Consider the following 24985-nt stretch of genomic DNA (forward strand, 5'->3'; position numbering starts at 1 on the left):
GATGCGGGCCCGCACCCGCGCCGCCGCGATCCTGCTCGCCCCCTTCTTCCTCCTGTTCACCGCGGTGACGGTGCTGCCGATCGGCTACGCGGTCTGGCTCAGCCTCTTCACCGAGAGGCAGTCCGGGCTGGGCTTCGGCGGCGCCGAGACCGTCTTCACCGGTCTCGGCAACTACCGCGCGGCGCTGGGTGACCCGGCCTTCCGCGAAGGCTTCCTCGTCCTCATCGGCTACTGCCTGCTCTACATCCCCCTGCTGCTCGCCGGGGCCCTGGCGCTCGCGCTCCTCCTCGACTCGGCGCTCGCCCGCGCCCGCCGCTTCTTCCAGCTCGCCCTGTTCCTGCCGCACGCCGTGCCCGGCATCATCGCCGCCCTCATCTGGGTCTACCTCTACACGCCCCAGCTCAGCCCGGTCGTGAAGGCGATGGAGGCCGGCGGGATCGGCTTCGACTTCTTCTCCCCCGAAGGAGCCCTGCCCTCCGTCGTCAACATCGCCCTGTGGGAGTGGCTCGGCTACAACATGGTCATCTTCTACGCGGCCCTCCAGGCCATCGACCGGTCCGTCATCGAGGCGGCCACCGTCGACGGGGCCGGCTCCTGGCGCGTCGCCCTCTCCGTCAAGGTCCCGCTCATCAAGGCCTCGCTCGCGATGGTCGGCCTCTTCACGGTCATCGGCTCCCTCCAGCTGTTCACCGAGCCGCTGATCCTCAACAAGGGCACCGGCTCCGCCGTCACCTCCACCTGGACGCCGAACATGTACGCCTACACCGCGGCCTTCGACCGCAACGACTACGGACTCGCCGCGGCGGCCTCCGTGCTCCTCGCCCTGACGGCGGCGCTGCTCTCCTTCGCGGTGACGCGGCTGACCGGGCGCAGGAAGGGAGGCCGGACGGCATGAACGGCCCCCGTACCCCGTCCGTCTGGCTGTCGCGGGCGGCCGTCAACGGCGCCCTCCTCCTGGCCGTCGTCTACACCCTCTTCCCCCTGGTGTGGCTGGTGACCGCCGCCACCAAGGACGCCGGCGGGCTCCTCGCAGGGGACGCCTTCTCCTTCGAGGGCTTCGACCTCGGCGGCAACCTCTCCCGCCTCGCCGCCCACCACGACGGCATCTACTTCCACTGGTACGCCAACAGCCTGCTCTACGCGGGCGCCGGCGCCCTCGCCTGCGCCCTCATCAGCATCGCCGCGGGATACGCCTTCCACGTCCACGACTTCCGCGGCAAGGAGAAGCTGTTCGGGCTCGTCCTCATGGGCGTGCTCGTGCCCACCACCGCGCTCGCCCTGCCGATGTACCTGCTCGCCAGCGAGGTCGGCATCGTCAACACCTACGCGGCGGTGCTCCTCCCCGCCCTCGTCAACCCGTTCGGCGTCTACCTCTCCCGGGTCTTCTGCGCCGGTTACATCCCCGACGAGGCCCTGGAGGCCGCCCGTATCGACGGCGCCGGCGAACTGCGCGCCTTCTGGTCCATCGGTCTGCGCATGGTCATGCCCGGCTTCGTGACGGTCTTCCTCTTCCAGTTCACCGCCATCTGGAACAACTTCTTCCTCCCCCTGGTGATGCTCTCGGACCAGAAGCTCTTCCCGCTGAGCCTCGGCCTGTACGCGTGGAACAGCAACGCCCACGCCGAACCCGGCCACTACCCCCTCGTCGTCACCGGATCCCTGCTCGCCGTGGTCCCCCTCGTCATCGCCTTCGTCTCCCTCCAGCGCCACTGGAAGGCGGGTCTGACCGCCGGCAGCGTCAAGTGAGGAGCCCAGGTCCCAGCATGCACCCGACCACTGACAACCGCCCCGCCCTGCTGCTCGCGATGGGCCCGGGCGTCGACTCCCGCCTGTTCACCGAGGACCACCGCGCCCGCCTCGCGGCCCTGGCCCGCACCGACCCGCACCTCGTCGCCCACGACCTGACCGCCCCGGACGCGCGCGCCGCCGCGGCCCTCGCCGAGGCGGAACTCCTCCTCACCTGCTGGGGCGCCACGCCGCTCACCGCCGAGGTGCTCTCCCGCGCGCCGCGCCTGCGGGCCGTCGTGCACGCGGCCGGGTCCGTCAAGCACCACGTCACCGACGCCTGCTGGGACCGGGGCCTGCGCGTCACCTCGGCCGCCGCCGCCAACGCGCTGCCGGTCGCCGAGTACACCCTCGCCGCGATCCTCTTCGCCGGGAAGCGGGTCCTGCGCTCCGCCCGCCGGTACGCCGAACTCCGCGCCGACCACGCCTGGCCGACCGAGTCCGCCGACTGGGGCAACCACCGCCGCACGGTCGGCATCGTCGGCGCCTCCCGCATCGGCCGCCGGGTCATCGAACTGCTGCGCCCCTTCGACTTCGAGATCCTGCTCCACGACCCGTACGTGACGGCCCCTCCGCCCGGGGTGGAGCTCACCGGCCTGGACGAACTCTGCGCCCGCAGCAGCGTCGTCTCGGTCCACGCGCCCCAACTGCCGTCCACGTACCGGCTGATCGGCGCCGCGCAGCTCGCCGCGATGCGCGACGGCACCACCCTGATCAACACCTCGCGCGGCTCCCTCATCGACGAACCGACGCTCCTCCCCCACCTCGTCGCGGGCCGCCTCGACGCGGTCCTCGACGTCACCGACCCGGAGCCGCCGCCCCCCGGCTCCCCGCTCTACACCCTCCCGAACGTCCTCCTCACCCCCCACGTGGCGGGCTCGCTCGGCAACGAACTGCACCGGATGGCCGACCAGGCCCTGGAAGAGGTGGCGCGTTACGGCAGGGGGGAACCGTTCGCGGAGGAGGTACGGGCCGCGGACCTGGGGCGCTCGGCGTAGACGCGTCGCCGGGGCCCTCCGGTCCTAGACTGGAGAGGACCCCCACCCCGGTCGGGAGGCGTCATGACATTCGTACAGATAATCGACTGCAAGACCAGTCGGGTCGAGGATCTGAACCGGCTCATGGACCAGTGGGTCGAGCGGACCCGGGGCAAACGCACCGCCACCCACAGCATCGTCGGGACGGACCGGTCCGACGCCTCGCACGTCGTGGAGATCGTGGAGTTCCCCTCGTACGAGGTGGCGATGCACAACTCGCAGCTGCCCGAGACGGACCGGATCTTCCGCGAGATGGTGGCGCTCTGCGACGAGATGCCGACCTTCACCGACCTGGACGTCGTGCGGGACGAGGCCCTCTACAAGGCCGCCGCGCGGCGGCTCCTGGAGATGATCGCCACCGAGCCGGAGCTGGCGCTCCTGGACGAGGTGCTCGCGGAGGGGTATCACGACCACGATCCGACGAACGCGCAGGACGCCATCGGGATGGACGCGGTCCGCCGCGAGGTGGCGATGTGGCGCGAGGGCTTCGACTTCGCCTTCACCGTGGAGGACCAGATCGCGGAGGGCGACCGGGTCTGCAGCCGCTGGACCTGGCAGGGGACCCACACGGGCGACTTCATGGGGCTCCAGCCCACCGGCATCGAGGTGTCCATGACGGGGACCCTGATCCACCGCTTCCGGGAGGACGGGAAGATCGTCGAGGGCTGGTGGCAGTACGACCTGCTGGGCCTGATGGGCCGGATCGGCGCGGTGGAGGCCTGAGCCGCCCCGTACGCCCCCGGCCGTCGGCGCGCGGCGTGGAAACACCGGGGCCCGGTGCCCCCTCTCGGGGGCCCCGGGCCTCAGTGATCAGTCAGGTGCCTCAGTGGGAGTGGCCGTGACCGTGGCCGTGGCCCGCGTCCGCCGACTCCTCCTCCTTCTTCTCCACCACGAGGGTCTCGGTGGTGAGAAGCAGGGAGGCGATCGAGGCGGCGTTCTCCAGGGCGGAGCGCGTCACCTTGACCGGGTCGATGACGCCGGCCTTGATCAGGTCGCCGTACTCGCCGGTCGCGGCGTTGAAGCCCTGGCCCTTGTCGAGCTCCGACACCTTCGAGGTGATGACGTAGCCCTCGAGGCCGGCGTTCTCGGCGATCCAGCGCAGCGGCTCGACGGCGGCGCGGCGGACGACGGCGACACCGGTGGCCTCGTCACCCTCCTTGCCGAGGTTGCCCTCGAGGACCTTGACGGCGTGGACCAGAGCGGAGCCACCACCGGAGACGATGCCCTCCTCGACCGCGGCGCGGGTCGCGGAGATGGCGTCCTCCAGACGGTGCTTCTTCTCCTTCAGCTCCACCTCGGTGGCGGCGCCGACCTTGATCACGCACACGCCGCCGGCCAGCTTCGCGAGGCGCTCCTGGAGCTTCTCGCGGTCCCAGTCGGAGTCCGTGGTCTCGATCTCGGCCTTGATCTGGGCGACGCGGCCCGCGACGTCCTCGGACTTGCCGCCACCGTCGACGATGGTGGTGTCGTCCTTGGTGACGGTCACGCGGCGGGCGGTGCCGAGCACGTCCAGGCCGGCCTGGTCGAGCTTGAGGCCGACCTCCTCGGCGATGACGGTGGCACCGGTGAGGGTGGCCATGTCCTGGAGCATCGCCTTGCGGCGGTCACCGAAGCCGGGCGCCTTGACGGCGACGGCGTTGAAGGTGCCACGGATCTTGTTGACGACGAGGGTGGAGAGCGCCTCGCCCTCGACGTCCTCGGCGATGATCAGCAGCGGCTTGGAGGAGCCGGCCTGGATGACCTTCTCCAGCAGCGGCAGCAGGTCCTGGATGGACGAGATCTTGCCCTGGTTGATCAGGATGTAGGGGTCGTCGAGGACGGCCTCCATGCGCTCCTGGTCGGTCACCATGTACGGGGACAGGTAGCCCTTGTCGAAGGCCATGCCCTCGGTGAAGTCGAGCTCCAGGCCGAAGGTGTTGGACTCCTCGACGGTGATGACACCGTCCTTGCCGACCTTGTCCATCGCCTCGGCGATGAGCTCGCCGACCTGCTGGTCCTGCGCGGAGAGCGCGGCGACGGCGGCGATGTCCGACTTGTCGTCGATCGGACGGGCGGTCGCGAGGAGCTCGTCGGAGACGGCCTTGACGGCGGCGTCGATGCCCTTCTTCAGGGCGGCCGGGGAGGCGCCGGCGGCGACGTTGCGCAGGCCCTCGCGGACGAGCGCCTGGGCGAGGACGGTGGCGGTGGTGGTGCCGTCACCCGCGATGTCGTTGGTCTTGGTCGCCACCTCCTTCACCAGCTGGGCGCCGAGGTTCTCGTACGGGTCCTCGATCTCGACCTCGCGGGCGATCGTGACACCGTCGTTGGTGATGGTGGGGGCGCCGAACTTCTTGTCGATGACGACGTTGCGACCCTTCGGGCCGATCGTCACCTTCACCGTGTCGGCAAGCTTGTTGACGCCGCGCTCAAGGGCGCGACGGGCGTCCTCGTCGAACTTCAGGATCTTCGCCATGGGAGCGATTCAGCCCTCTCGGAAATCGGGTGGAACGAGCGGCGCCCCGGGCCCCGGAACGGGGCCTCGGGGCGCAGCTCACAGCATCTTTTTCAGGTGCCTCGGAAGGTACTTCGGCTTACTTCTCGATGATCGCGAGCACGTCGCGGGCCGAGAGGACGAGGTACTCGTCACCGTTGTACTTGACCTCGGTGCCGCCGTACTTGCTGTAGAGCACGACGTCGCCGACCTTCACGTCGAGCGGAAGGCGCTCGCCGTTCTCGAAACGGCCCGGGCCCACGGCGAGGACGGCACCCTCCTGGGGCTTCTCCTTCGCGGTGTCCGGGATGACCAGGCCAGAGGCCGTGGTCTGCTCGGCGTCGAGCGGCTGGACCACGATGCGGTCCTCGAGCGGCTTGATGGCAACCTTGGAGCTGACGGTCGTCACGATCCGACCTCCCCCTTCGGAGATCTCGCGGGGTTAACTGTCTGAGTGTGGCGACCAGGTGGATCCGTCGTCGCGGGTGCCGGACCTGCCCGTCGCTTCTTTGGCACTCTCCGGTGGGGAGTGCCAGAGGCGAGACTATGACCGCGATTAGCACTCGGTCAAGCGGAGTGCCAATTCCACGCCATGTGGCGCATCGCGCGGGGGTCCGGAACACCCGCCGCCGGCTCCGCCGCCGCCACCCGCTGCGCCGCTTTCCGCCCCAGCCGCTCGATCGGGTCGACCGCCGGGGCACAGCCCGTGAGGCCGAGGAGGGCGGCGAGCGAGAGGCCCGTGAGGCGGGAGCGGGCCCGGGTCATACGTAGTCCTCCAGCTTGGCGACCGCGTACCCCTTCGCCGTGATCACGTTCATCACCCTGCGGATCATGTCCGGCATGCTGCCCTTCCAGTCGCCCTTCCCCCGGAAGTGGGTGAGCACGATGTCGCCGGGGTGCAGGTCGCGGTCCCACTCGCGCCACTCCATGCGGTCGGGGAAGGCCTCGGAGGCCCAGAGCGGCACGGCCCTGACCCCGCAGGCCTTGGCGGCGCGCAGGGTGTCCTCGTTGTAGTTGCCGTACGGCGGGCGGAACAGCGGGGGCCGGGTGCCGTACCGCTTCTCGATGACGTCCTGCATGCCGCAGATCTCGCGCTTCTGCCGCTCGTAGGAGAGGGCCGGCATGTAGCGGTGGTTGAGGGTGTGGTTGTGCAGGGCGACCCCGCGCGCCTGCGAGCGCTGCATCTTCGCGAAGTAGCCGTAGTCGTCCTTGACGACGTAGTCGCTGAGGAAGGCGCTGTAGGGGATGTCGAGCTCGGTCATCATCCGGATCAGCTCGGGGTCCTTCTCCGCGCCGTCGTCGATCGTCAGGAAGACGATCTTCTCCTTGGTGGGCACGGTGGTGAAGACGGGCGGCAGGCCGGTTCCGTCGGTCTCGAAGCCCTTGCGGGTGGTGATCACCGGCTTCTTCGCGGGCGGGGCGGGGGCTTCGAGCGGGGTCTGCTTCAGCCCCCACTTCCGGGCGGCGAGGACGCGGGCCGCGCGCTGTTCGCGGACCTTCCTGAGGTGCTCGTTGAGCGCGGCGGAGGCGGTCAGGGGCCGTGCCTTCGCCGCCGCCTCCTGTCCGGCGGCGGGAGCGGGCGCACCGCCGGCGCCGGCTTCCGGCCCGGCCCCGGAGTCGGAGCAGGCGGCCGTGGAGGTGAGGGCGGCGACGAGGAGCGCGGCGAAGACCCGACGGGAGGACGACCCACCCTTTGCCATCATCTTTTCCTTTTGTCGTACGAGGTGTATCGCGCCGCATCCTGTCAGCGCGCGGGCCCCTCCCGGCCGCGACACCGCCGTACCTCCCCCACGGTCCCCCGGGCGGCCCACACCCGACGCACGACACGCGAGGCACCACAATGGGCGGGTGAACGACCTCGCCGCCCTCACCGCCCTGCTCACCCCCGAAGGGCGGACGCTCCTCGCCGCCCTGCGCGACTACGACCCCGCCCGGGAACTCGCCGTCGCCTCCCGGCTGCGCCGCGACCACCCCGCCGACCTGGTCACGGCGGCCCTCGGGCAGGCCCGGCTGCGGCAGCGGGCGGTGGCGAAGTTCGGCGCCGATGACGCGTACCGGATGTACTTCACGGCCAACGGCGTCGAGCAGTCCACCCGCGCCTCCGTCGGCGCCCACCGGGCCGCCCGGCTGCGGGCCCTCGGCGTCGGCAGCGTCGCCGACCTCTGCTCCGGGATCGGCGGCGACGCGATCGCCCTCGCCCGCGCCGGGATCTCCGTCCTCGCCGTCGACCGCGATCCCGTCACCGCCGCGACCGCCCGCGCCAACGCCGAGGCGCTCGGCCTCGCGGACCTGATCGAGGTGCGCTGCGCCGATGTCACCGAGATCGACACCACCGGGTACGACGCGGTCTTCGTCGACCCGGCGCGGCGCGGCGGCCGGGGCCGGATCTTCGACCCCGAGGCGTACTCCCCGCCGCTCTCCTGGGCGGTCCGGGCGGCCCGCACGGCCCCGCACGCGGCGCTGAAGATCGCGCCCGGCATCCCGCACGAGACGGTGCCCGAGGAGGCCGAGGCGGAGTGGATCTCGGACGGCGGGGACGTGAAGGAGGCCGTGCTCTGGTTCGGCACGGAACCGGGTGCCCGCCGCGCCACGCTGCTGCCCTCCGGGGTGAGCCTCACCGGCCGGGGCCTGCCCGACCCGGAGGTCCGGCCCGTCGGCCGCTACCTGTACGAGCCCGACGGCGCCGTCATCCGCGCCCACCTCGTCGCCGAGGTGGCGGCGGAGGTGGGCGGCGGGCTGATCGACGCGACCATCGCCTACGTGACGGCCGACGCGCTCGTCCCGACCCCGTACGCCGCCGCGTACGAGATCACCGACGCACTCCCCTTCAACCTGAAGAAGTTGAAGGCCCTGCTGCGGGAGCGGGAGGTCGGCACGCTGACCGTGAAGAAGCGCGGCTCGGCGGTCGAACCGGAGGAGATCCGGCGGAAGGTGAAGCCCAAGGGCCCGAACGCGGCCACCGTGCTGCTCACTCGGGTCGCGGGGGCTCCGACGATGCTGATCGGCCGGCCCGCGGGCGGCCCGGGCCGCTGACGCGGCTGCTGGCGGTCACGTGGTTCGGGCCGGTGAAGCGGTTCGGGCCGGTGAGGCGGTTCGCCATGCGGTAGTGGCCCACGATCTTCGTCAGGCCGATGAGGCCGGTGATCCACAGGATCAGGGAGGCGCCCATCCCGTAGGCGATGAGGCCGTAGCCGCCGTCCTCCCGGGTGGCCCCGGCCGGGACGGCGAAGGCCACCCACAGGCCGCCCGCGCACAGCGCGCAGGAGAGCAGCAGCCAGGCCAGGCTCAGGACCGGGGCGCGCAGCCGGGCGTCCGTGGGCCCGTGGCGGTCGAGGGCCGCCCACTGGGCGAGGCGGACCCGGACCGTCCGGTCCTGGCGCACACCGCGCACGGTCATCCACAGGGCCGGGCCCATGACGCCGAGGCCGAGGACCGCGGCGAACAGCATGATCATGATCGTGAGGACGTCCTGGTCGTGGCCCAGGGCGATGAGCAGGAGCCCGACGAGGGACCAGCCGAACTCGAGCAGCACGAACCAGAGCAGGAACAGCGCGAGCCGCCCTCCGCCGAGCAGCCGCCGGCCGAGCTCGTCCATGGCCAGCGCCCGGTCGACGAGCCGCGCCTCCCGGTCGGGCCAGCTGCGGATCTCGGCGGGCGGGGGTGGCGGCGGCAGCGGAACACGCGGGGACATGCCAAAAACCTTAGTGCGCGCCCCCCGGAGCCCCGGGGACGGGGAGGGCGGCGGCCCGGGCGCGCAGCAGGGAGCGCTCGCTCTCGTTACGGGTGAGGGAGGCGGCCCGCTCGAACGCCTCCCGGGCCTCCGCGTGCCGGCCGAGCCGGGCCAGCAGGTCCCCGCGCACGCTCGGCAGCAGGTGGTAGCCCGCCAGGGCCGGTTCGGCGGCGAGGGCGTCGACCAGCGTCAGCGCCGCGGCGGGGCCCTCGGTCATCGAGACGGCGACCGCCCGGTTGAGTTCCACGACCGGAGAGGGCGCCAGGGCGGCGAGCCGCCCGTAGAGCCCGGCGATCGTCCGCCAGTCCGTCTCCTCGTACGAGCCCGCCCGCGCGTGGCAGGCGGCGATGGCGGCCTGGAGGGCGTACGGACCGTAGGAGCGGCCGTCGCCGGCCCGCGCGAGCGCCTCGAAGCCGCGCCGCACCAGCAGCCGGTTCCAGCGCCGCCGGTCCTGGTCGGCGAGGAGGACCGGCCGCCCGCCCGGCCCGGTCCTGGCCGGGGCGCGGGAGGACTGGAGCTCCAGCAGGGCGGCGAGCCCGTGGACCTCGCTCTCGCCGGGCATGAGCACGGCCAGGCCCCGGGCGAGCCGCAGCGCGTCCTCGCACAGGCCCGGCCGCAGCAGGTCGTCGCCCGCGGTGGCCGCGTACCCCTCGTTGAAGATCAGGTAGACGACCTCCAGGACCGGGCCGAGCCGCGCGGCCCGCTCCTCGCCGTACGGCACCTCGAACCGTACGCCCGCCTTCGCCAGGGTCCGCTTCGCCCGCACGATCCGCTGGGCCACCGTCGCCTCCGGCACCAGGAAGGCCCGGGCGATCTCGTCCGTGCGGAGTCCGCCGACGAGCCGGAGGGTGAGCGCCGCGCGGGCGGCGGCGGGGAGCACCGGGTGGCAGGCGGTGAAGACGAGCCGCAGGACGTCGTCGTCGATGTCGCCGGGGCCGGACGGCTCGGGGTCGTACGTCTCCGTGCCGAGCGTCCGGCCCACCTCGGCGAGCTTGCGCGCGTACGTCTCGCGCCGCCGCACCAGGTCCACGGCCCGGTTCCTGGCGGCGGCGGTCAGCCAGGCGCCCGGCCGGTCCGGGACGCCGGTCGCGGGCCACTGCTCCAGGGCGGCGAGGAGCACGTCCTGGGCGATCTCCTCGGCGAGGCCGAGGTCCCCGAGGACGCGGGCCGCCGTGGCGACGATCCGCGCCGACTCCAGGCGGAAGACCGTGTCGAGGGTGTCCCGCACCGAGGGGCGGGCCGGGGGCCGCGCCGCGTGTTCCGTCACGTCCTCCATGACAGCACGGCCCACCGACAACGGGCCGGGACCGGGGCCCCGGGCGCCCCGCGGCGGTTCAGCCCTCGGGCTGCTCCTCCACCTCGCGCACCTCCAGGCCGACCTTCCACTGCGGCGGGTGCACCGCGAGGAAGCGCTTCCCCCACTCGAGCGCCTCGGCCATGTCCTTGCACTGCATCATCGCGTAACCGCCGATGACCTCCTTGGTCTCGGTGAAGGGGCCGTCGGTGTACGACACCTTCCCGTCCGACCAGGTGAGGCGGGTGGACTCGGCGGTGGGCCGGAGGCCGGCCGTGTCCAGCATGACGCCGGCCTTGGTGATCTCCTCGAACAGCGCGCCCATCCGCTGCTCGAAGCCGGGGTCGGCGCTCTCCATGTCGATGGTGTTCTCCTCGATGCGGACGAGGGACAGGAAGCGGGGCATGACGACTCCTCGGGGTGGTGCGGTGGCGGGGCCTCTCCCCGCCGTCCACTCCTACGTCGAACGGGCCCGGCCCGCATCGACACCCCGCCGGAAGTTTTTCCGGGAGCCGCGCGGAGACGGGCGCCGGTTCGCCTATTCGACCGCCTCGAAGCGCCAGCGGTGGACCGGACGGGTGATGAGGTCCGGGTCCGGTTCCGGCAGCTCCGGCAGCTCGGCGTCGAGGGTGTCGGCCTCCCACCAGGTGAGGACGAGGACCCGGTCCTGGGGGGCGCGGAAGGTCTCCCGGCGCTCCGGGTCGTACGCCAGGACCTGCGACCGCGCCCACTCCAGGAGCTCGGCCCCCCGGCCCTGTGCGGCCCGCGCCTCCCACATCAGGGCGACCCTCATGAGTAGAGGTTCTCCTTGCTGACCTCGTGCACGTGATCGTGGGAGTGGGAGTGGCCCGGCACGTGCGGGTCGGTCACCGGCAGCGAGGAGTCCGCCGACAGTTCGAGGTCGGAGGCGGCCCGGTTGCGGGCGACCATCTCCGCGCCGAGGGCGGCGACCATGGCCCCGTTGTCGGTGCACAGGCCGGGCCGGGGCACGCGGAGCCGGATGCCGGCCCGCTCGCAGCGCTCCTCGGCCAGGGCCCGCAGGCGCGAGTTCGCGGCGACGCCGCCGCCGATCATGAGGTGGTCGACGCCCTCGTCCTTGCAGGCCCGGACGGCCTTGCGGGTGAGCACGTCCACCACGGCCTCCTGGAAGGACGCGGCCACGTCCCGCACCGGCACCTCCTCGCCGGCCGCCCGCTTGGCCTCGATCCAGCGGGCCACGGCGGTCTTGAGACCGGAGAAGGAGAAGTCGTACGCCGGGTCCTTGGCGCCCGTCAGACCGCGCGGGAACGCGATGGCCGCCGGGTCGCCCTCCTTCGCGAGCCGGTCGATGACCGGCCCGCCCGGGAAGCCGAGGTCGAGGACGCGGGCGATCTTGTCGAAGGCCTCACCCGCGGCGTCGTCGATCGTGGCGCCCATCGGCCGCACGTCGGAGGTGATGTCGGAGGACAGCAGCAGCGAGGAGTGCCCGCCGGAGACCAGCAGGGCCATCGTCGGCTCGGGCAGCTTGCCGTGCTCCAGCTGGTCGACGCAGATGTGCGAGGCCAGGTGGTTGACGCCGTAGAGCGGCTTGCCGAGGGCGTAGGCGTACGCCTTGGCGGCGGAGACGCCGACGAGCAGCGCGCCCGCCAGGCCCGGGCCGGCGGTGACGGCGATGCCGTCGAGGTCCCGGGCGGAGATCCCCGCCGTCTTCAGCGCGCGCTCGATCGTCGGGACCATCGCCTCCAGGTGCGCGCGGGAGGCGATCTCGGGGACGACGCCGCCGAAGCGGGCGTGGGTGTCGACGCTCGACGCGACGGCGTCGGCGAGGAGGGTCGTCCCGCGCACGATGCCGACACCGGTCTCGTCGCAGGAGGTCTCGATGCCGAGTACGAGCGGTTCGTCAGCAGCCATCAGAATCAGTCTCTGTTCCTTGAACGGTCAGTCGCATCACGAGCGCGTCCACGTTTCCGGGCTGGTAGTAGCCGCGCCGGAAGCCGATGGGCTCGAAGCCGAAGCGCTCGTACAGCTTCTGGGCCCTTGTGTTGTCCACGCGCACCTCGAGGAGGACCTCGTCGCACTCGAAGGCGGTGGCGTGCTGGAGCAGGTCGGTGAGGAGCCGGGCGCCGAGTCCCGTACCCCACTGGTCGCGGGCGACGGCGATGGTCTGCACGTCCCCGAGGCCGCCGGCCGCGGCCAGCCCCGCGTAGCCGACGATCCGGCCGTCCTGGTCCTCGGCGACCACGTACCGGCGGGTGGCGCCGGGCCCGCGGGCGTGCGCGAGCTCGGACCAGAACATCCCCTCCGACCAGGCGTCCTCGGGGAACAGCTCGGCTTCCAGCGCCAGCACCGGCTCGATGTCCCACCAGCGCATCTCGCGCAGCACGGCCTGGGCGGGGGTGCTCACTTGGGGGTGACCACCTTGTAGTTCTTCGGCACCTGCGCGTCGGGGCGGCGGAGGTACATCGGCAGCGGGTCGAGGAACCCGTCACCGCCGGCGGCCAGCTTCTCCGCGGCGAGCGCGGCCAGCGCGGCGGCCGACTGGTGCTCGGGGTCGCGCGCGTCGGGGAAGGCCTCGGGGTAGAGGCGGGCGCCCGCGCCGACGACGGGGAGCCCGGCGAGGGACTCCGCGATGTCGGCCGGCCGGTCGACGGAGGCGTCGGTGACACGGGTACGGAAGTTCTCGTACCGCGCCCAGTACACCTCCTTGCGGCGGGCGTCCGTGGCGACCGCGAAGGGCTCCTCGATCCCGGAGGCGTACGCGAGGCCGTCCAGGGTGCACAGGCCGTGCACGGGCACCCCGAGCACGGAGGAGAAGGTGGCGGCGGTGACGAGCCCGACGCGCAGCCCGGTGTACGGGCCGGGGCCGACGCCGACCACGATCCCGGTGACCGCGTCGAGCTTCAGTCCGGCCTCGTCCAGGACCCGGTCGACGGCGGGCAGCAACAGCTCCCCGTGGCGGCGGGCGTCGACCTGACCCGACTGCGCGACGACGGTCGCGCCGTCGTGGAGGGCGACGGTGACGGCGGGGGTGGCGGTATCCATGGCGAGCAACAGCACGCGAACAGCCTACGGCTCCCGGACGCCGGGCACGGCGCCCCGCCCCCCGGCCGCCCTGCTGCTACCGTCACCCTTCGAAACGTACGTACGGAGAGGTGGGCACGGTGGCAAGGAGCAGCTCGGGATTCGTGGCCGGGCTCACCGCGGCTGCCGTCGCCGCGGTCGCCTTCCTCGCCTACCAGGCCTCGGCGAACGTTCCCGCCGACCTGTCGGTGAAGCCGCCGGCGCCGAGCAGTGCCGCCCCGTCCGCCCCGGCGGCCGACCGCCCGAAGCAGCCGGCCCGGAACCCGCTGGCCGTACCGGCGAACTCGGGCACGGGCGAGCGGGTGGTGTACGCGCTCCGCGACCGCCGGGTGTGGCTGGTGGACGCCAGGAACAAGGCCCTGCGCACCTTCTCGGTGATGCCGAGCACGGTCAGCCCGCCGCCCGGGGCGTACGCGGTGACCTCGCGTTCCGGTTCGGTGCGGGGCTCCGACGGGGTGCAGATCGAGCACGTGGTGCGGTTCGCGACCGTGGAGGACGTGTCGGTCGGCTTCAGCGCGGCGGTGGACGGCTCGACGCCGTCACCCGACCCGTCGAAGCGGACCGGCGGTGTCCGGATGAAGCGCGAGGACGGCGACGCGCTGTGGGCCTTCGCGGTGATCGGCGCGAAGATCGTCGTCGTCCCGTAGGCCCGCTCGGGGGCCCACGGGGGCCTTTCCTCCTAGGCGGCGGTGCCGCGCACCCGGCGTCTGCGCCCGTGGTCGGTGTGCTCGTCGGCGTACTCCTGGCCGTCCGCCAGCGGCTCCCGCCCGTGCGCGTACTCGCCGTGCCCGTCCGCGTCCCCGGCCGGCGCGGGGCGCTCGGGCGGGGTGGACAGGGCGCTCGCGGCGGCGCAGGACGCCAGCAGGTCGCTCATCGAGACGTGGTCCCGGGTGTGTTCCACGCGCGCTCGCGTCGCCATGCATGCCTCCCGTAGGTTAGGTAGACCTAACCAGCTCGTACCCCCATGTCACCACGGCACGTACGACCGGCGCAACATCTTCCCGACAGGTTGTCGGAATCTACGGAAGGCATGGCCGGGAAGAGTGTCAGAAGAGGGCGAGGTCCTCCTCCGCCCAGCGGTCCCCGATGCCGCGCAGCACGACGGTCCGCCGGTCGTCGTCGGTGTCGCCGGTGACGCGGTGGATGAGGACGTGCAGCCGGTCGTCGGTCAACTCCTCGACCTTGCCGTCACCCCATTCGACGACCACCACGGACTCCGGGAGCGAGACGTCCAGGTCCAGGTCCTCCATCTCGTCGAGCCCGCCGCCGAGCCGGTAGGCGTCGACGTGCACGAGGGCGGGCCCGCCGACCAGGGACGGGTGGACGCGGGCGATGACGAAGGTCGGCGAGGTGACGGCGCCCCGGACGCCCAGGCCCTCGCCGAGGCCGCGGGTCATCGTGGTCTTCCCGGCCCCCAGCTCGCCGGTGAGCATGACGAGGTCACCGGGGCGGAGGAGTTTCGCGAGCCGGCGGCCCAGCTCCTGCATCCGCTCGGGAGAGTCGACGGCGAGGGTGGCCCCGGAGACGGGCGGGTGTGCTGCTTCCATACCCGCCAACTTAACGGCTGCGGCCGGCGGCCTCGTCACGGCGGCCACGACGGCGGACGGGGTCGGCCGGGAGCGGCGGTACGGGCCCGTTCGCGGCGGCCCGGGCCCTGCCGCGCCCGGGCCGGGTCACTCCGCCCGGCCGTCGTCCGGCCGTGGCTCAGCCGTCGTGACCGGTCCGGCTCCCGGCGCCCGTCACCGGGTCCACCGGGTCCGCCACCGGCCCGGTGAGGGACCCGGCCCGTACGAGCAGGTCCGCGAGACGGTCGTTCACGACCTCCGGGTGCTCCAGCATGACCAGGTGCCCGGCGTCGGGCACGACCACCATCTCGGCGTCGGGCAGCAGCGCGGCGATGGCCTCCGTGTGGGAGGCCGGTGTCACCAGGTCCTCGTCCCCGGCGAGCGCCAGCACCGGCAGGTCGAGGAACGTGGCGAGCGCCCCCGTCTTGTCGTGCTCCGCGAAGGCCGGGTAGAACTCCGCGACCACGTCGATGGGAGTGGACTCGATCATGCGCTCGGCGAAGCGGGCCACGGCCGGATCGACGTCCCTGGACGCGAACGAGTACCGCTTGAACGCACCGGCGAAGAGGTCGGCGGTGACCCGGCGGCCCCGCTCCACCAGGTCCGCCTGCGCGACCAGCGCCCGCAGCACCCCGGGCAGTACCCGCCGCACGGCCCGCACCCCCGCCTGCGGCAGCCCGTACGTCACCTCGGCCAGCTTCCCCGCCGACGTACCGATCAGGGCGACGCCCACGACCCGGTCGCGGATCAGCTCGGGGTACTGGTCGGCGAGCGCCATCACCGTCATCCCGCCCATCGAGTGGCCGACCAGGACGAGCGGGCCCTGTGGGGCGGCGGCGTCGATGACGGCCTTCAGGTCCCGGCCGAGCCGGTCGATGGAGACGGGCACGGGGTCCGGCCCGGACTGGTCGACGCCGCGCTCCGAGCGGCCGTGGCTGCGCTGGTCCCAGTACACGGCCCGGACCAGGCCGCGCAGCGCCGCCCGCTGGAAGTGCCAGGAGTCCTGGTTGAGGCAGTAGCCGTGGCTGAAGACGACGGTGACGGGGGCGGGCCGCTTCCGCCCGAAGAGGCGGCGGCGCCGGGCGGCCGCGTCCGCCGTCCCGCCGGGCCCGCCGGTCGCCGTGACCTCGTCGACCTCGTAGTAGAGCGCCGTGGAGTCGTCGGCGTGGGCCCGCCCCGGGGTGCCCCGCAGGGTCCCGTAGGGGCCGGTGGCGTCGAGGGCGAGCCGCGCCTTCTGCCGTACGGAACGGCCGACGGTGAGCCGCTCGACGGCCACCCCGGCCGCCGCGCCCGCCGCGATGACACCGATCGCGGCGCCGGCGAACCCGGCACGCCGCCAGTTGCCTGCCTCGCCCACGCCGGCCCCTCCCCTACTCCCCCACGTAGACGCGCGGCACGCGCGCGCCGATCCGGGTGACGATCTCGTACGCGATGGTGTCGGCGGCCACCGCCCAGTCCTCGGCGGTCGGTTCGCCCCGGTCGCCCGGCCCGAACAGCACCGCTTCCGTGCCCGGGGCGGGCGTGTCGCCGGCCAGGTCGACCACGAACTGGTCCATGGCGACCCGCCCGGCGACGGTGCGCACCCGGTCCCCGACCAGGACCGGGCCACGGCCCGAGGCGTGCCGGGGGACGCCGTCGGCGTACCCGAGCGGGATCAGGCCGAGGGTGGTCTCGCCGCCGGTGACGTAGTGGTGCCCGTACGACACGCCGTGCCCGGCGGGCACCTGCTTCACCAGGGCGACGCTCGCCTTGAGCGTCATGACGGGCCGCAGGCCCAGTTCGGCGGAGGTGCCGAGCTCGGGGCTCGGCGAGACGCCGTACAGCGCGATGCCCGGCCGGACCAGGTCGAAGTGGGTCTCGGGGAGGGTGAGGGTGGCCGGCGAGTTGGCGATGTGCCGGACCTCGGGCTCCACGCCCGCCTTCTCGGCGTGGTCGAGCATCGAACGGAAGGTGTCGAGCTGCGCGGCGACGGACGGGTGCCCGGGCTCGTCGGCGCAGGCGAAGTGCGACCAGAGGCCGGTGACCCGGACCAGGCCCTCCTCCTGCGCGCGCAGGGCCTCGCCGACGAGCTGGGGCCAGTCGGCGGGCTGGCAGCCGTTGCGGCCGAGACCGGTGTCGGCCTTCAGCTGCACCCTGGCCGTACGGCCGGTGCGGCGGGCGGCGGCGCGGACCTCCTCCAGCGCCCACAGGCCGCTGACCGACATGTCCAGGCCCGCCTCGATCCCCTCGTCCCACGGGTCGCCGGGCGTCCAGAGCCAGCACATGACCGGCACGTCGGTGATGCCGGCGGCCCGCAGCGCAAGGGCCTCGTGCGGGGTGGCCGTCCCGAGCCAGTCCGCACCGGCCTCCAGGGCGGCGCGGGCGCAGCGGACGGCGCCGTGTCCGTACGCGTCGGCCTTGACCACGCCCATGATCCGGACGTGGGGGGCGACGCGGGCGCGCAGCGTGCGGACGTTCGCACGCAGCGCGCCGAGGTCGATCTCGGCGCGGGCTCGTCGGGGCGGCGGTGTCTCAGTCATCGCGCCCAGTCTCTCAGGTGCCGGCTCCCCGGCCGCGTACCCCGTCTGTCGCCCCGATCACGCTCCCGCGCGCGGTCCCCGGCCGTCCGGCCCCCGCACCCCCGGCGGACCTGCGGGGCTCCGGCGGGCGCCCGGCACCGGGCCACTTTCCCCGGTGGCCCGAACGGGCTTGTCGATCACGGAAGTTGACGGTGGGATACGTGACCTCCGCCGCCCTTCCGGAGCGGTCCCGCCCCGGGCCGCGCACCACCGGCTACGGTCGGGATGCGCGCGACGCGGACCGCCCGGCGGTCGCGCGCCCCTCTCCCTTCCGAACCCGCCCCGCCGAAGGACCCCGCACCGTGACCGTCGCCCGTTCCGTCGCCCTCTTCGCCGTCGCCGCCCTCTTCGAGATCGGAGGGGCCTGGCTGGTGTGGCAGGGCGTCCGCGAGCACCGGGGCTGGGTCTGGATCGGTGCGGGCGTCGTGGCGCTGGGCCTGTACGGGGTGGTCGCCACCCTGCAGTCCGACGGCGACTTCGGCCGCATCCTGGCCGCGTACGGCGGTGTCTTCGTCGCCGGGTCGATCGCCTGGGGCATGGTGGCCGACGGCTACCGCCCGGACCGCTTCGACGTCATCGGCGCGCTGGTGTGCCTCGCCGGCATGGCCGTGATCATGTACGCGCCGCGCGGCCACTGACACGTCCGGGCGGGGGACCGCCCGGCCGCCCGCGCCCCCTTCTACGGCGCGGTCACGTCCCGCCACGCCGCCGGCAGGGCCGCCGCCACGTCCGCCGCCGTCAGCGGCGCCCCCGGGCCCGTCGCGTGACGGGCGGCCAGGCCGTGCAGGTAGGCGGCGCAGGAGGCCGCGTCCCGGGGTTCGAGCCCCGCCGCCAAGAGGGAGCCGGCGAGGCCGGAGAGGACGTCGCCGCTGCCGGCGGTGGCCAGCCAGGAGGTACCGGTCGGGTTCACCCGTACGGGCTTGGCGCCCGGCCCGCACACCAGGGTCGTCGAGCCCTTGAGCAGGACCGTCGCGCCGAAGCGGCCCGCCAGTTCCCGTACCGCCGCCAGCCGGCCCGCCTCCACGGACGCGCGCGGGACGCCGAGCAGGGCGGCGGCCTCGCCGGCGTGCGGGGTGAGGACGGTCGGCGCCCGGCGGGCCCGTACGGCGGCGGGGTCCAGGCCGCGCAGCCCGTCGGCGTCCACGAGCACCGGCACGCTGGAGTCGAGCACCTCCGCGACGGCGGCGCCCGCGCCGGGCCCGTCACCGAGCCCGGGTCCGACGACCCAGGCCTGCACCCGTCCGGCCTTCTCCGGGGGCCCCGCGTGCACCAGGGTCTCCGGGTGCGCGGCGATCACCGCGTCGCCCGCGGGCCCCACGTACCGCACCGCGCCCGCCCCGCCCCGCAGCGCTCCGGAGACGGCGAGGACCGCCGCGCCGGGGTAGCGGGCGGAGCCGGCGACGACGCCGACGACACCGCGCCGGTACTTGTCGCTCTCGGCTCCCGGCCGGGGCAGCAGCCGGGCCACGTCCCGGTGCTGGAGCGCCTCCAGGTCGGGGACCGACGGCAGGTCGAGGCCGATGCCGACGAGCCGTACGGCCCCGGCGTACTCGCGGGCCGGGTCGACGAGCAGACCGGGCTTGTACGTACCGAAGGTGACCGTCGCGTCGGCCCGCAGCGCCTCCCCCGCGACCTCGCCCGTGTCGGCGTCGACGCCGCTGGGCAGGTCGACGGCGACGACGACGGCGCCGGAGCCGCGCGCGGCCCGCGCGAGGGGGACGGCGCCGGGGCGGAGCCCGCCCCGCCCGCCGATGCCGGTGATGCCGTCGAGGACGAGGTCGGCGGCGGCGAGCACCGCGTACGGGTCGTCCTCGGGGCCCCCGATCACGCGACCCCCGGCCGCCCGGAGCGCCGCGAGGCCGCCCTCGTGGGCCCGCGTGCCGAGCAGGACGGCGCTCACGCCCGCCCCGCGCCGGGCGAGCCGGGCCCCGGCGTACAGGGCGTCGCCGCCGTTGTCGCCGCTGCCGACGAGGAGCACGACCCGGGCCCCGTACACCCGCCCCTTGCCCAGCAGCGAGCAGCAGGCGGCGGCGAGTCCTGCGGCGGCCCGCTGCATGAGCGCCCCTTCGGGCAGCCGCGCCATGAGGTCGGCCTCTGCGGCCCGGACGGTCTCCACACGGTAAGCGGTTCGCATGGTCAGCAGTCTGCCCCAGGGCCTCCCGGCTCACCCGGATCGGGCCCGTGCGGCCCGGGGGCGGACCGCACCGGCGGGAAGCCCCGTGCGGCCCGGCGCCGCACGGGCGCGGACCGGTCCGGCCCCCTCACCCCTCCGCGATCACCACCGCCGACGCGACCCCCGCGTCATGGCTGAGCGACACGTGCCAGTGCTTCACGCCCAGCTCGGCCGCCCGTGCCGCGACCGTGCCCCGGACCCGCAGGCGCGGCTGCCCGGTGTCCTCGACGTACACCTCGGCGTCCGTCCAGTGCAGCCCGGCGGGCGCCCCGAGCGCCTTCGCCACGGCCTCCTTCGCCGCGAACCGGACGGCCAGCGAGGCGATGCCCCGCCGGTCGCCGCTCGGCAGCAGCAGTTCCCGCTCGACGAAGAGGCGCTGGAGCAGCCCCGGTGTGCGCTCGACCGACGCGGCGAACCGGTCGATCTCGGCCACGTCGATCCCCACCCCGATGATCATGCGTTGTCGTTCCTCACTCCACCGTCACGGACTTGGCCAGGTTCCGCGGCTGGTCCACCTCGTTGCCGCGGGCGGTGGCCAGCTCGCAGGCGAAGACCTGGAGCGGCACCGTGGCGACGAGCGGCTGGAGCAGCGTGGGGGTGGCCGGGACGCGGATGAGGTGGTCGGCGTAGGGGGCGACGCTCTCGTCGCCCTCCTCGGCGATGACGATGGTCCGCGCGCCGCGCGCCCGGATCTCCTGGATGTTGGAGACGATCTTGTCGTGGAGGACGGACCGGCCGCGCGGCGAGGGCACCACGACGACGACCGGCAGGTCGTCCTCGATGAGCGCGATCGGCCCGTGCTTCAGCTCGCCCGCGGCGAAGCCCTCGGCGTGCATGTACGCGAGTTCCTTCAACTTCAGCGCGCCCTCCAGGGCCACCGGGTAGCCGACGTGCCGGCCGAGGAACAGGACGGTGTCCTTGTGCGCGAGCGAACGGGCCAGGGCCCGGACGGGCTCCATGGTCTCCAGGACCCGCTCGACCTCGTCACCGATGCGCGCGAGCTCCCGGACGACGGCCTGGATCTCGTCCCCCCACTTGGTGCCGCGCACCTGGCCCAGGTAGAGGGCGAGGAGGTAGCAGGCGACGAGCTGGGTGAGGAAGGCCTTGGTGGAGGCGACGGCGACCTCGGGCCCGGCGTGGGTGTAGAGGACGGCGTCCGACTCGCGCGGGATCGTGGACCCGTTGGTGTTGCAGATGGCGAGGACCTTGGCGCCCTGCTCGCGGGCGTGCCGCAGCGCCATGAGCGTGTCCATGGTCTCGCCGGACTGGGAGATGGCGATGACCAGGGTGCGCCGGTCGAGGATGGGGTCCCGGTAGCGGAACTCGCTGGCGAGTTCGACCTCGCAGGGGATGCGCGTCCAGTGCTCGATGGCGTACTTGGCGATGAGCCCGGCGTGGAAGGCCGTGCCGCAGGCGATGACGACGACCTTGTCGGCCTCCCGCAGGACGGCCGCCGGGATGCGTACCTCGTCCAGGGTGAGCCGGCCGGCCGCGTCGATCCGGCCGAGGAGGGTGTCGGCGACGGCCTTGGGCTGCTCGGCGATCTCCTTGAGCATGAAGGAGGCGTAGCCGCCCTTCTCGGCGGCGGAGGCGTCCCAGTCGACGTGGTAGGCGCGGACGTCGGCGGGGGCGCCGTCGAAGTCCGTGACGGTGACGCCCTCGCGGGTCAGCTCCACGACCTGGTCCTGGCCGAGTTCGATGGCGGAGCGGGTGTGGGCGATGAAGGCCGACACGTCGGAGGCGAGGAAGTTCTCGCCCTCGCCGACCCCGACGACCAGGGGCGAGTTGCGGCGGGCGCCGACGACCACGTCGGGCTGGTCGGCGTGGACGGCGACCAGGGTGAAGGCGCCGTCGAGCCGCCGGCACACCAGCCGCATCGACTCGGCCAGGTCGCCGACGGAGGAGAACTCCTCGGCGAGGAGGTGCGCGACGACCTCGGTGTCCGTCTCGGACAGCAGGTCGTGCCCGCGCTCGGCCAGCTCCTCGCGCAGGGCGGCGAAGTTCTCGATGATCCCGTTGTGCACGACGGCCACCCGCCCCGCGTTGTCGAGGTGCGGATGCGCGTTGGCGTCGGTCGGCCCGCCGTGCGTGGCCCAGCGGGTGTGCCCGATCCCCACGGACCCGCCGGGCAGCGGCCGGTCGACCAGCTCCTTCTCCAGGTTGACGAGCTTCCCGGCCTTCTTCGCCGCGGCGAGCCCGCCGTCGGAGAGCACGGCGACACCGGCCGAGTCGTAGCCCCGGTATTCGAGCCGCTTGAGGCCCGCGACCACTACATCAAGCGCCGACTGACCGCCGACGTATCCCACGATTCCGCACATGGCGGCAGCCTACGGCGGATGCCGCCCACCATCGTGGACTCAGGACAGCTTGGCGGCCTGCGCGTCGAGCAGGGCCTTCGGCGGAGCCGCGATGCCGCCGGGGGCACCGCTCGCGGTGGAGGCGACCGCCACCGTGCCGCCCTTGCGGAAGACGGCGACCGTGGCGTGGTGGGGGGCACCGCCCGTGTGGAACGCGATCTTCCAGGCCAGTGCCTCGTCGCCGACGGCCACCGGCAGGGGCGCGACCGAGCGCACCCTCGTCGTCTCGTCGACGACCGTGAAGGTGAAACCCTTTCGGCACGCCGATGCCGAGGTCTTCACCGCCGCCAGTGCCTCCTGCGCTCCGTCCGCCTCGTACGAGGAGAGCGACAGATCGGTGGCGGCGTTTCCCGGAGCCGTGACGCCACCCGCCTTCGGTGTCTCCGCCATCGTCGTCTCCGCGGTGGCGAAGGCGAGGTGGTGCGGAATGGAGTACAGCGCGTCGGCGAGGGGCTTGCACGCCTCCTTGTCGACCGTCACGGAAGGCGAACCGATCCCGGGTCCCTTCCTCTCCTCCACCGCGTATCCCTTGAGGTCCCCCTGGCCGACGATCGCCTCCTCCAGCTCGGCCAGGGTCAGGGCCTTCCGCGGGGGCGCGGACGGCGTGGCCGAGACGCCGGCAGTGCTCTCGCCGGAGCGTCCCTTCGCCTGATCACCGCCCCCCTGGCCGCCACCGCACGCGGTGACGAGGAGGGCGAGGGAGACGGCGGTGACGGCTCTGACGGGCGTACGCATGTGCGGTGACTCTCTGCTTCTCTCCACGCCGCCGGACGACGGCTCCCCCGCGTACGGCTCCGGCGCACGCGGCCCCACATGATCGCCCCCGCCGGGGCCCGGGGCAATCCCTTCCGCCACGTGACCGACCCCACCACCCACGGTCCGGCGGGAGCCGGGACAATGGCGGGGTGATCACTTCGCCGCCACGAAGCCCCCACGGCAACGGCGCCTCCCCCCGCCGGTCCTCCGAGCCGACCCCCTACGTCGACCTCACCCGGGCCGAGTGGAGTGCCCTGCGGGACAAGACACCACTGCCGCTCACCGCCGAGGAGGTCGAGCGGCTGCGCGGGCTCGGGGACGTCATCGACCTGGACGAGGTGCGCGACATCTATCTGCCGCTCTCCCGGCTGCTGAACCTGTACGTGCAGGCCACGAGCGGGCTGCGGGGGGCGCTCAACACGTTTCTCGGGGAGAACGCGGAGCAGCGCGGCACCCCGTTCGTCATAGGGGTCGCCGGGTCCGTCGCGGTCGGCAAGTCGACCGTCGCCCGGCTGCTGCAGGCCCTGCTGGCCCGCTGGCCGGAGCACCCGCGGGTGGAGCGGATCACCACCGACGGCTTCCTGTACCCGATGGCGGAGCTCCAGGCGCGCGGCCTGATGTCCCGGAAGGGTTTCCCCGAGTCGTACGACCGGCGGGCGCTCACCCGGTTCGTGGCGGACGTCAAGGCGGGCAAGGAGGAGGTCACCGCCCCGGTCTACTCGCACCTGATCTACGACATCGTGCCAGGCGAGCGGCTGGTGGTGCGCCGCCCGGACATCCTGATCGTGGAGGGGCTGAACGTCCTCCAGCCGGCGCTGCCCGGCAAGGACGGCAGGACCCGGGTGGGCCTGGCCGACTACTTCGACTTCTCGGTGTACGTGGACGCGCGGGCCGAGGACATCGAGAGCTGGTACCTGAATCGTTTCCGCAAGCTGCGGGAGACGGCCTTCCAGAACCCGGACTCGTACTTCCAGCGCTACACCCAGGTCTCCGAGGAGGAGGCCCTGGACTACGCGCGCACGATGTGGCGGACCATCAACAAGGTCAACCTCCTGGAGAACGTGGCCCCGACCCGCGGCCGGGCGACCCTCGTCGTCCGCAAGGGGGCGGACCACAAGGTGCAGCGTCTGAGCCTGCGCAAGCTCTGACGTCCGTAAGCTCGGCGCATGCTGCATCTGCGGATGATCGTGCCGCCCGGCCGGACGCCGGACGCCGTCAAACTGATCGAGTCGACCGTCGGCACCACCCATCTGGTGGTGCTGCCGGGCGCCGCGCGGGATCCCTCCGGGGACGTGGTGACGTGCGACGTGGCCCGTGAGGCGTGCGACGAGCTCCTCGCCGGACTGCGCGGGCTGCGGATCGACGAGGACGGGTCGATCTCCGTCGACGACGTCGGCCTGTCGCTGTCGAAGCGGGCCGACGCGGCCGAGGAGGAGGCCCCCGGCGAGTCCGCCGACGCGGTGATCTGGGAACAGCTCACCGGCGCGACCCACGAGGAGTCGACGCTCTCCGTCACCTACGCCGCTTTCATGATCCTGGCGACGATGATCGCCGCCTGCGGTGTCGTCCTCGACAACGCGATCCTGATCGTGGGCGCGATGGCGGTCGGCCCCGAGTTCGGCCCGCTGGCCGGGGTCTGTACGGCGGTGGTACGGCGCGCTCCGAGGCTCGCGGCGCGCTCGCTGATCGCGCTCCTGGCCGGTTTCGCGGCGGCGATCGCCGTGACGACCCTGTTCAGCCTGGGCATGGACGCGGCCGGCCTGTTCACCCGGGAGCAGCTGGACGGGACCCGGCCCAACACCAGTTTCATCTGGCAGCCGGACCCGTTCTCCTTCGTGGTGGCGGTCCTCGCGGGTGCGGCCGGCACGCTGTCGCTGACCTCGGCGAAGTCGGGTGCCCTGGTGGGGGTGGCGATCTCGGTGACGACCGTTCCCGCGGCGGCGAACGCGGCGGTGGCCCTCGGCTACGGAGAGCTCGGCCAGATGTGGGGCTCGGTGGAGCAGCTGCTGCTCAACCTCCTCGGCATCATGCTGGCCGGGACGCTGACCCTGTACACGCAGAAGCTCCTGTGGCGGACGCAGCGCGGCCGGTGGACCCGCCGCGCGAGGCCCGGCGCGGCGTCCGTCCGCCCGAAGCCCCGCTCCTGACGGCCCCGGCGCCGTACGCGCGAGGGCCCCGCCGCACCTGAGTGCGGCGGGGC

At 73.4% G+C, this 24985-nt stretch carries 28 protein-coding genes; 9 read left to right on the forward strand and 19 right to left on the reverse strand.

The window, feature by feature from the left end:
• The first annotated feature begins 1 nt into the window (after window position 1).
• From ACFY60_RS10035 to ACFY60_RS10050, 4 genes are all read left to right on the forward strand, one after another.
• The gene (locus ACFY60_RS10035) at window positions 2–895 is read left to right on the forward strand and encodes a carbohydrate ABC transporter permease (protein WP_388610819.1); all 894 of its coding nucleotides are present in this window, start codon (window positions 2–4) and stop codon (window positions 893–895) included.
• Window positions 892–1746, forward strand: a complete 855-nt coding sequence (locus ACFY60_RS10040) for a carbohydrate ABC transporter permease (protein ID WP_388610817.1) — start codon at window positions 892–894, stop codon at window positions 1744–1746. The genes ACFY60_RS10035 and ACFY60_RS10040 overlap by 4 nt, the downstream gene beginning before the upstream one ends.
• 17 nt (window positions 1747–1763) lie before the next feature.
• Window positions 1764–2783: a hydroxyacid dehydrogenase gene (locus ACFY60_RS10045; RefSeq protein ID WP_388610815.1), complete on the forward strand. Its 1020-nt coding sequence runs from the start codon at window positions 1764–1766 to the stop codon at window positions 2781–2783.
• Between the two features lie 63 nt (window positions 2784–2846).
• The gene (locus ACFY60_RS10050; protein WP_388610813.1) at window positions 2847–3545 is read left to right on the forward strand and encodes an ester cyclase; all 699 of its coding nucleotides are present in this window, start codon (window positions 2847–2849) and stop codon (window positions 3543–3545) included.
• Between the two features lie 100 nt (window positions 3546–3645).
• On the opposite strand, the gene groL is transcribed toward ACFY60_RS10050, so the two are convergent.
• From groL to ACFY60_RS10070, 4 genes are all read right to left on the reverse strand, one after another.
• Window positions 3646–5274 carry a chaperonin GroEL gene (gene groL, locus ACFY60_RS10055; protein ID WP_388610812.1) on the reverse strand — a complete coding sequence of 543 codons (1629 nt, stop codon included), beginning with the start codon at window positions 5272–5274 and terminating at the stop codon, window positions 3646–3648.
• Between the two features lie 118 nt (window positions 5275–5392).
• Window positions 5393–5701: a co-chaperone GroES gene (gene groES / locus ACFY60_RS10060; RefSeq protein WP_309053476.1), complete on the reverse strand. Its 309-nt coding sequence runs from the start codon at window positions 5699–5701 to the stop codon at window positions 5393–5395.
• Between the two features lie 158 nt (window positions 5702–5859).
• On the reverse strand, window positions 5860–6057 hold the full coding sequence (locus tag ACFY60_RS10065) for a hypothetical protein (RefSeq protein WP_388610810.1): 198 nt from the start codon (window positions 6055–6057) through the stop codon (window positions 5860–5862).
• Window positions 6054–6992, reverse strand: a complete 939-nt coding sequence (locus ACFY60_RS10070) for a polysaccharide deacetylase family protein (RefSeq protein ID WP_388610808.1) — start codon at window positions 6990–6992, stop codon at window positions 6054–6056. The genes ACFY60_RS10065 and ACFY60_RS10070 overlap by 4 nt, the downstream gene beginning before the upstream one ends.
• A 148-nt stretch (window positions 6993–7140) precedes the next feature.
• Here ACFY60_RS10070 and ACFY60_RS10075 point away from each other — a divergent pair, with 148 nt between their 5' ends.
• Entirely contained in the window at window positions 7141–8325 is a 1185-nt protein-coding gene (locus ACFY60_RS10075; RefSeq protein WP_388610807.1) for a methyltransferase domain-containing protein, read from the forward strand.
• Here ACFY60_RS10075 and ACFY60_RS10080 read toward each other — a convergent pair.
• The 7 genes from ACFY60_RS10080 to tsaB form a co-directional block, all read right to left on the reverse strand.
• Window positions 8261–8983 (reverse strand): hypothetical protein, encoded by a 723-nt coding sequence (locus tag ACFY60_RS10080; RefSeq protein ID WP_388610805.1) that lies wholly within the window; start codon window positions 8981–8983, stop codon window positions 8261–8263. The two genes, ACFY60_RS10075 and ACFY60_RS10080, sit on opposite strands and share 65 nt — an antisense overlap.
• Window positions 8984–8993: 10 nt before the next feature.
• Entirely contained in the window at window positions 8994–10298 is a 1305-nt protein-coding gene (locus ACFY60_RS10085) for an RNA polymerase sigma factor (protein ID WP_388610804.1), read from the reverse strand.
• A 58-nt stretch (window positions 10299–10356) separates the two neighbouring features.
• Window positions 10357–10722, reverse strand: a complete 366-nt coding sequence (locus ACFY60_RS10090; RefSeq protein ID WP_388610802.1) for a YciI family protein — start codon at window positions 10720–10722, stop codon at window positions 10357–10359.
• 132 nt (window positions 10723–10854) lie between these two features.
• A complete protein-coding gene (locus tag ACFY60_RS10095) occupies window positions 10855–11109 on the reverse strand; it encodes a hypothetical protein (RefSeq protein ID WP_388610800.1) in 255 nt (84 codons plus the stop codon).
• Window positions 11106–12206, reverse strand: a complete 1101-nt coding sequence (gene tsaD / locus ACFY60_RS10100; protein ID WP_309056676.1) for a tRNA (adenosine(37)-N6)-threonylcarbamoyltransferase complex transferase subunit TsaD — start codon at window positions 12204–12206, stop codon at window positions 11106–11108. The genes ACFY60_RS10095 and tsaD overlap by 4 nt, the downstream gene beginning before the upstream one ends.
• Complete coding sequence (gene rimI / locus ACFY60_RS10105) at window positions 12196–12666, reverse strand: ribosomal protein S18-alanine N-acetyltransferase (RefSeq protein WP_388611041.1); 471 nt, start codon at window positions 12664–12666, stop codon at window positions 12196–12198. The genes tsaD and rimI overlap by 11 nt, the downstream gene beginning before the upstream one ends.
• A 29-nt stretch (window positions 12667–12695) precedes the next feature.
• Window positions 12696–13352 carry a tRNA (adenosine(37)-N6)-threonylcarbamoyltransferase complex dimerization subunit type 1 TsaB gene (gene tsaB / locus ACFY60_RS10110; RefSeq protein ID WP_388610798.1) on the reverse strand — a complete coding sequence of 219 codons (657 nt, stop codon included), beginning with the start codon at window positions 13350–13352 and terminating at the stop codon, window positions 12696–12698.
• A 128-nt stretch (window positions 13353–13480) separates the two neighbouring features.
• On the opposite strand from tsaB, the gene ACFY60_RS10115 reads away from it, so the two are divergent.
• Window positions 13481–14023: a hypothetical protein gene (locus tag ACFY60_RS10115; protein ID WP_388611039.1), complete on the forward strand. Its 543-nt coding sequence runs from the start codon at window positions 13481–13483 to the stop codon at window positions 14021–14023.
• A gap of 32 nt (window positions 14024–14055) precedes the next feature.
• On the opposite strand, the gene ACFY60_RS10120 is transcribed toward ACFY60_RS10115, so the two are convergent.
• The 4 genes from ACFY60_RS10120 to alr form a co-directional block, all read right to left on the reverse strand.
• The gene (locus tag ACFY60_RS10120; RefSeq protein ID WP_388610796.1) at window positions 14056–14295 is read right to left on the reverse strand and encodes a hypothetical protein; all 240 of its coding nucleotides are present in this window, start codon (window positions 14293–14295) and stop codon (window positions 14056–14058) included.
• A gap of 127 nt (window positions 14296–14422) precedes the next feature.
• On the reverse strand, window positions 14423–14923 hold the full coding sequence (tsaE, locus tag ACFY60_RS10125) for a tRNA (adenosine(37)-N6)-threonylcarbamoyltransferase complex ATPase subunit type 1 TsaE (protein WP_388610794.1): 501 nt from the start codon (window positions 14921–14923) through the stop codon (window positions 14423–14425).
• A gap of 157 nt (window positions 14924–15080) precedes the next feature.
• On the reverse strand, window positions 15081–16298 hold the full coding sequence (locus ACFY60_RS10130) for an alpha/beta fold hydrolase (RefSeq protein ID WP_388610792.1): 1218 nt from the start codon (window positions 16296–16298) through the stop codon (window positions 15081–15083).
• Window positions 16299–16311: 13 nt separating this feature from the next.
• Entirely contained in the window at window positions 16312–17460 is a 1149-nt protein-coding gene (gene alr, locus ACFY60_RS10135; RefSeq protein ID WP_388610790.1) for an alanine racemase, read from the reverse strand.
• Window positions 17461–17801: 341 nt separating this feature from the next.
• Between alr and ACFY60_RS10140 the strand changes: the two genes are divergently transcribed.
• Complete coding sequence (locus tag ACFY60_RS10140; protein WP_309053859.1) at window positions 17802–18137, forward strand: YnfA family protein; 336 nt, start codon at window positions 17802–17804, stop codon at window positions 18135–18137.
• A gap of 41 nt (window positions 18138–18178) precedes the next feature.
• Here the strand turns inward: ACFY60_RS10140 and ACFY60_RS10145 are convergent, their stop codons facing one another.
• The 4 genes from ACFY60_RS10145 to ACFY60_RS10160 form a co-directional block, all read right to left on the reverse strand.
• Entirely contained in the window at window positions 18179–19633 is a 1455-nt protein-coding gene (locus ACFY60_RS10145) for an NAD(P)H-hydrate dehydratase (RefSeq protein WP_388610788.1), read from the reverse strand.
• 127 nt (window positions 19634–19760) lie between these two features.
• On the reverse strand, window positions 19761–20129 hold the full coding sequence (locus ACFY60_RS10150) for a holo-ACP synthase (protein WP_345278529.1): 369 nt from the start codon (window positions 20127–20129) through the stop codon (window positions 19761–19763).
• A gap of 13 nt (window positions 20130–20142) precedes the next feature.
• Window positions 20143–21990 (reverse strand): glutamine--fructose-6-phosphate transaminase (isomerizing), encoded by a 1848-nt coding sequence (gene glmS, locus ACFY60_RS10155; RefSeq protein WP_388610787.1) that lies wholly within the window; start codon window positions 21988–21990, stop codon window positions 20143–20145.
• 39 nt (window positions 21991–22029) lie between these two features.
• Window positions 22030–22764 carry a hypothetical protein gene (locus tag ACFY60_RS10160; protein ID WP_388610785.1) on the reverse strand — a complete coding sequence of 245 codons (735 nt, stop codon included), beginning with the start codon at window positions 22762–22764 and terminating at the stop codon, window positions 22030–22032.
• Between the two features lie 170 nt (window positions 22765–22934).
• On the opposite strand from ACFY60_RS10160, the gene coaA reads away from it, so the two are divergent.
• The gene (coaA, locus tag ACFY60_RS10165) at window positions 22935–23933 is read left to right on the forward strand and encodes a type I pantothenate kinase (protein WP_388610783.1); all 999 of its coding nucleotides are present in this window, start codon (window positions 22935–22937) and stop codon (window positions 23931–23933) included.
• An 18-nt stretch (window positions 23934–23951) separates the two neighbouring features.
• Window positions 23952–24932, forward strand: a complete 981-nt coding sequence (locus ACFY60_RS10170; RefSeq protein WP_388610781.1) for a DUF389 domain-containing protein — start codon at window positions 23952–23954, stop codon at window positions 24930–24932.
• Window positions 24933–24985 lie beyond the last annotated feature (53 nt).

Source organism: Streptomyces sp. NPDC012827, assembly GCF_042900905.1.
Classification (GTDB): Bacteria; Actinomycetota; Actinomycetes; order Streptomycetales; family Streptomycetaceae; genus Streptomyces; species Streptomyces gulbargensis.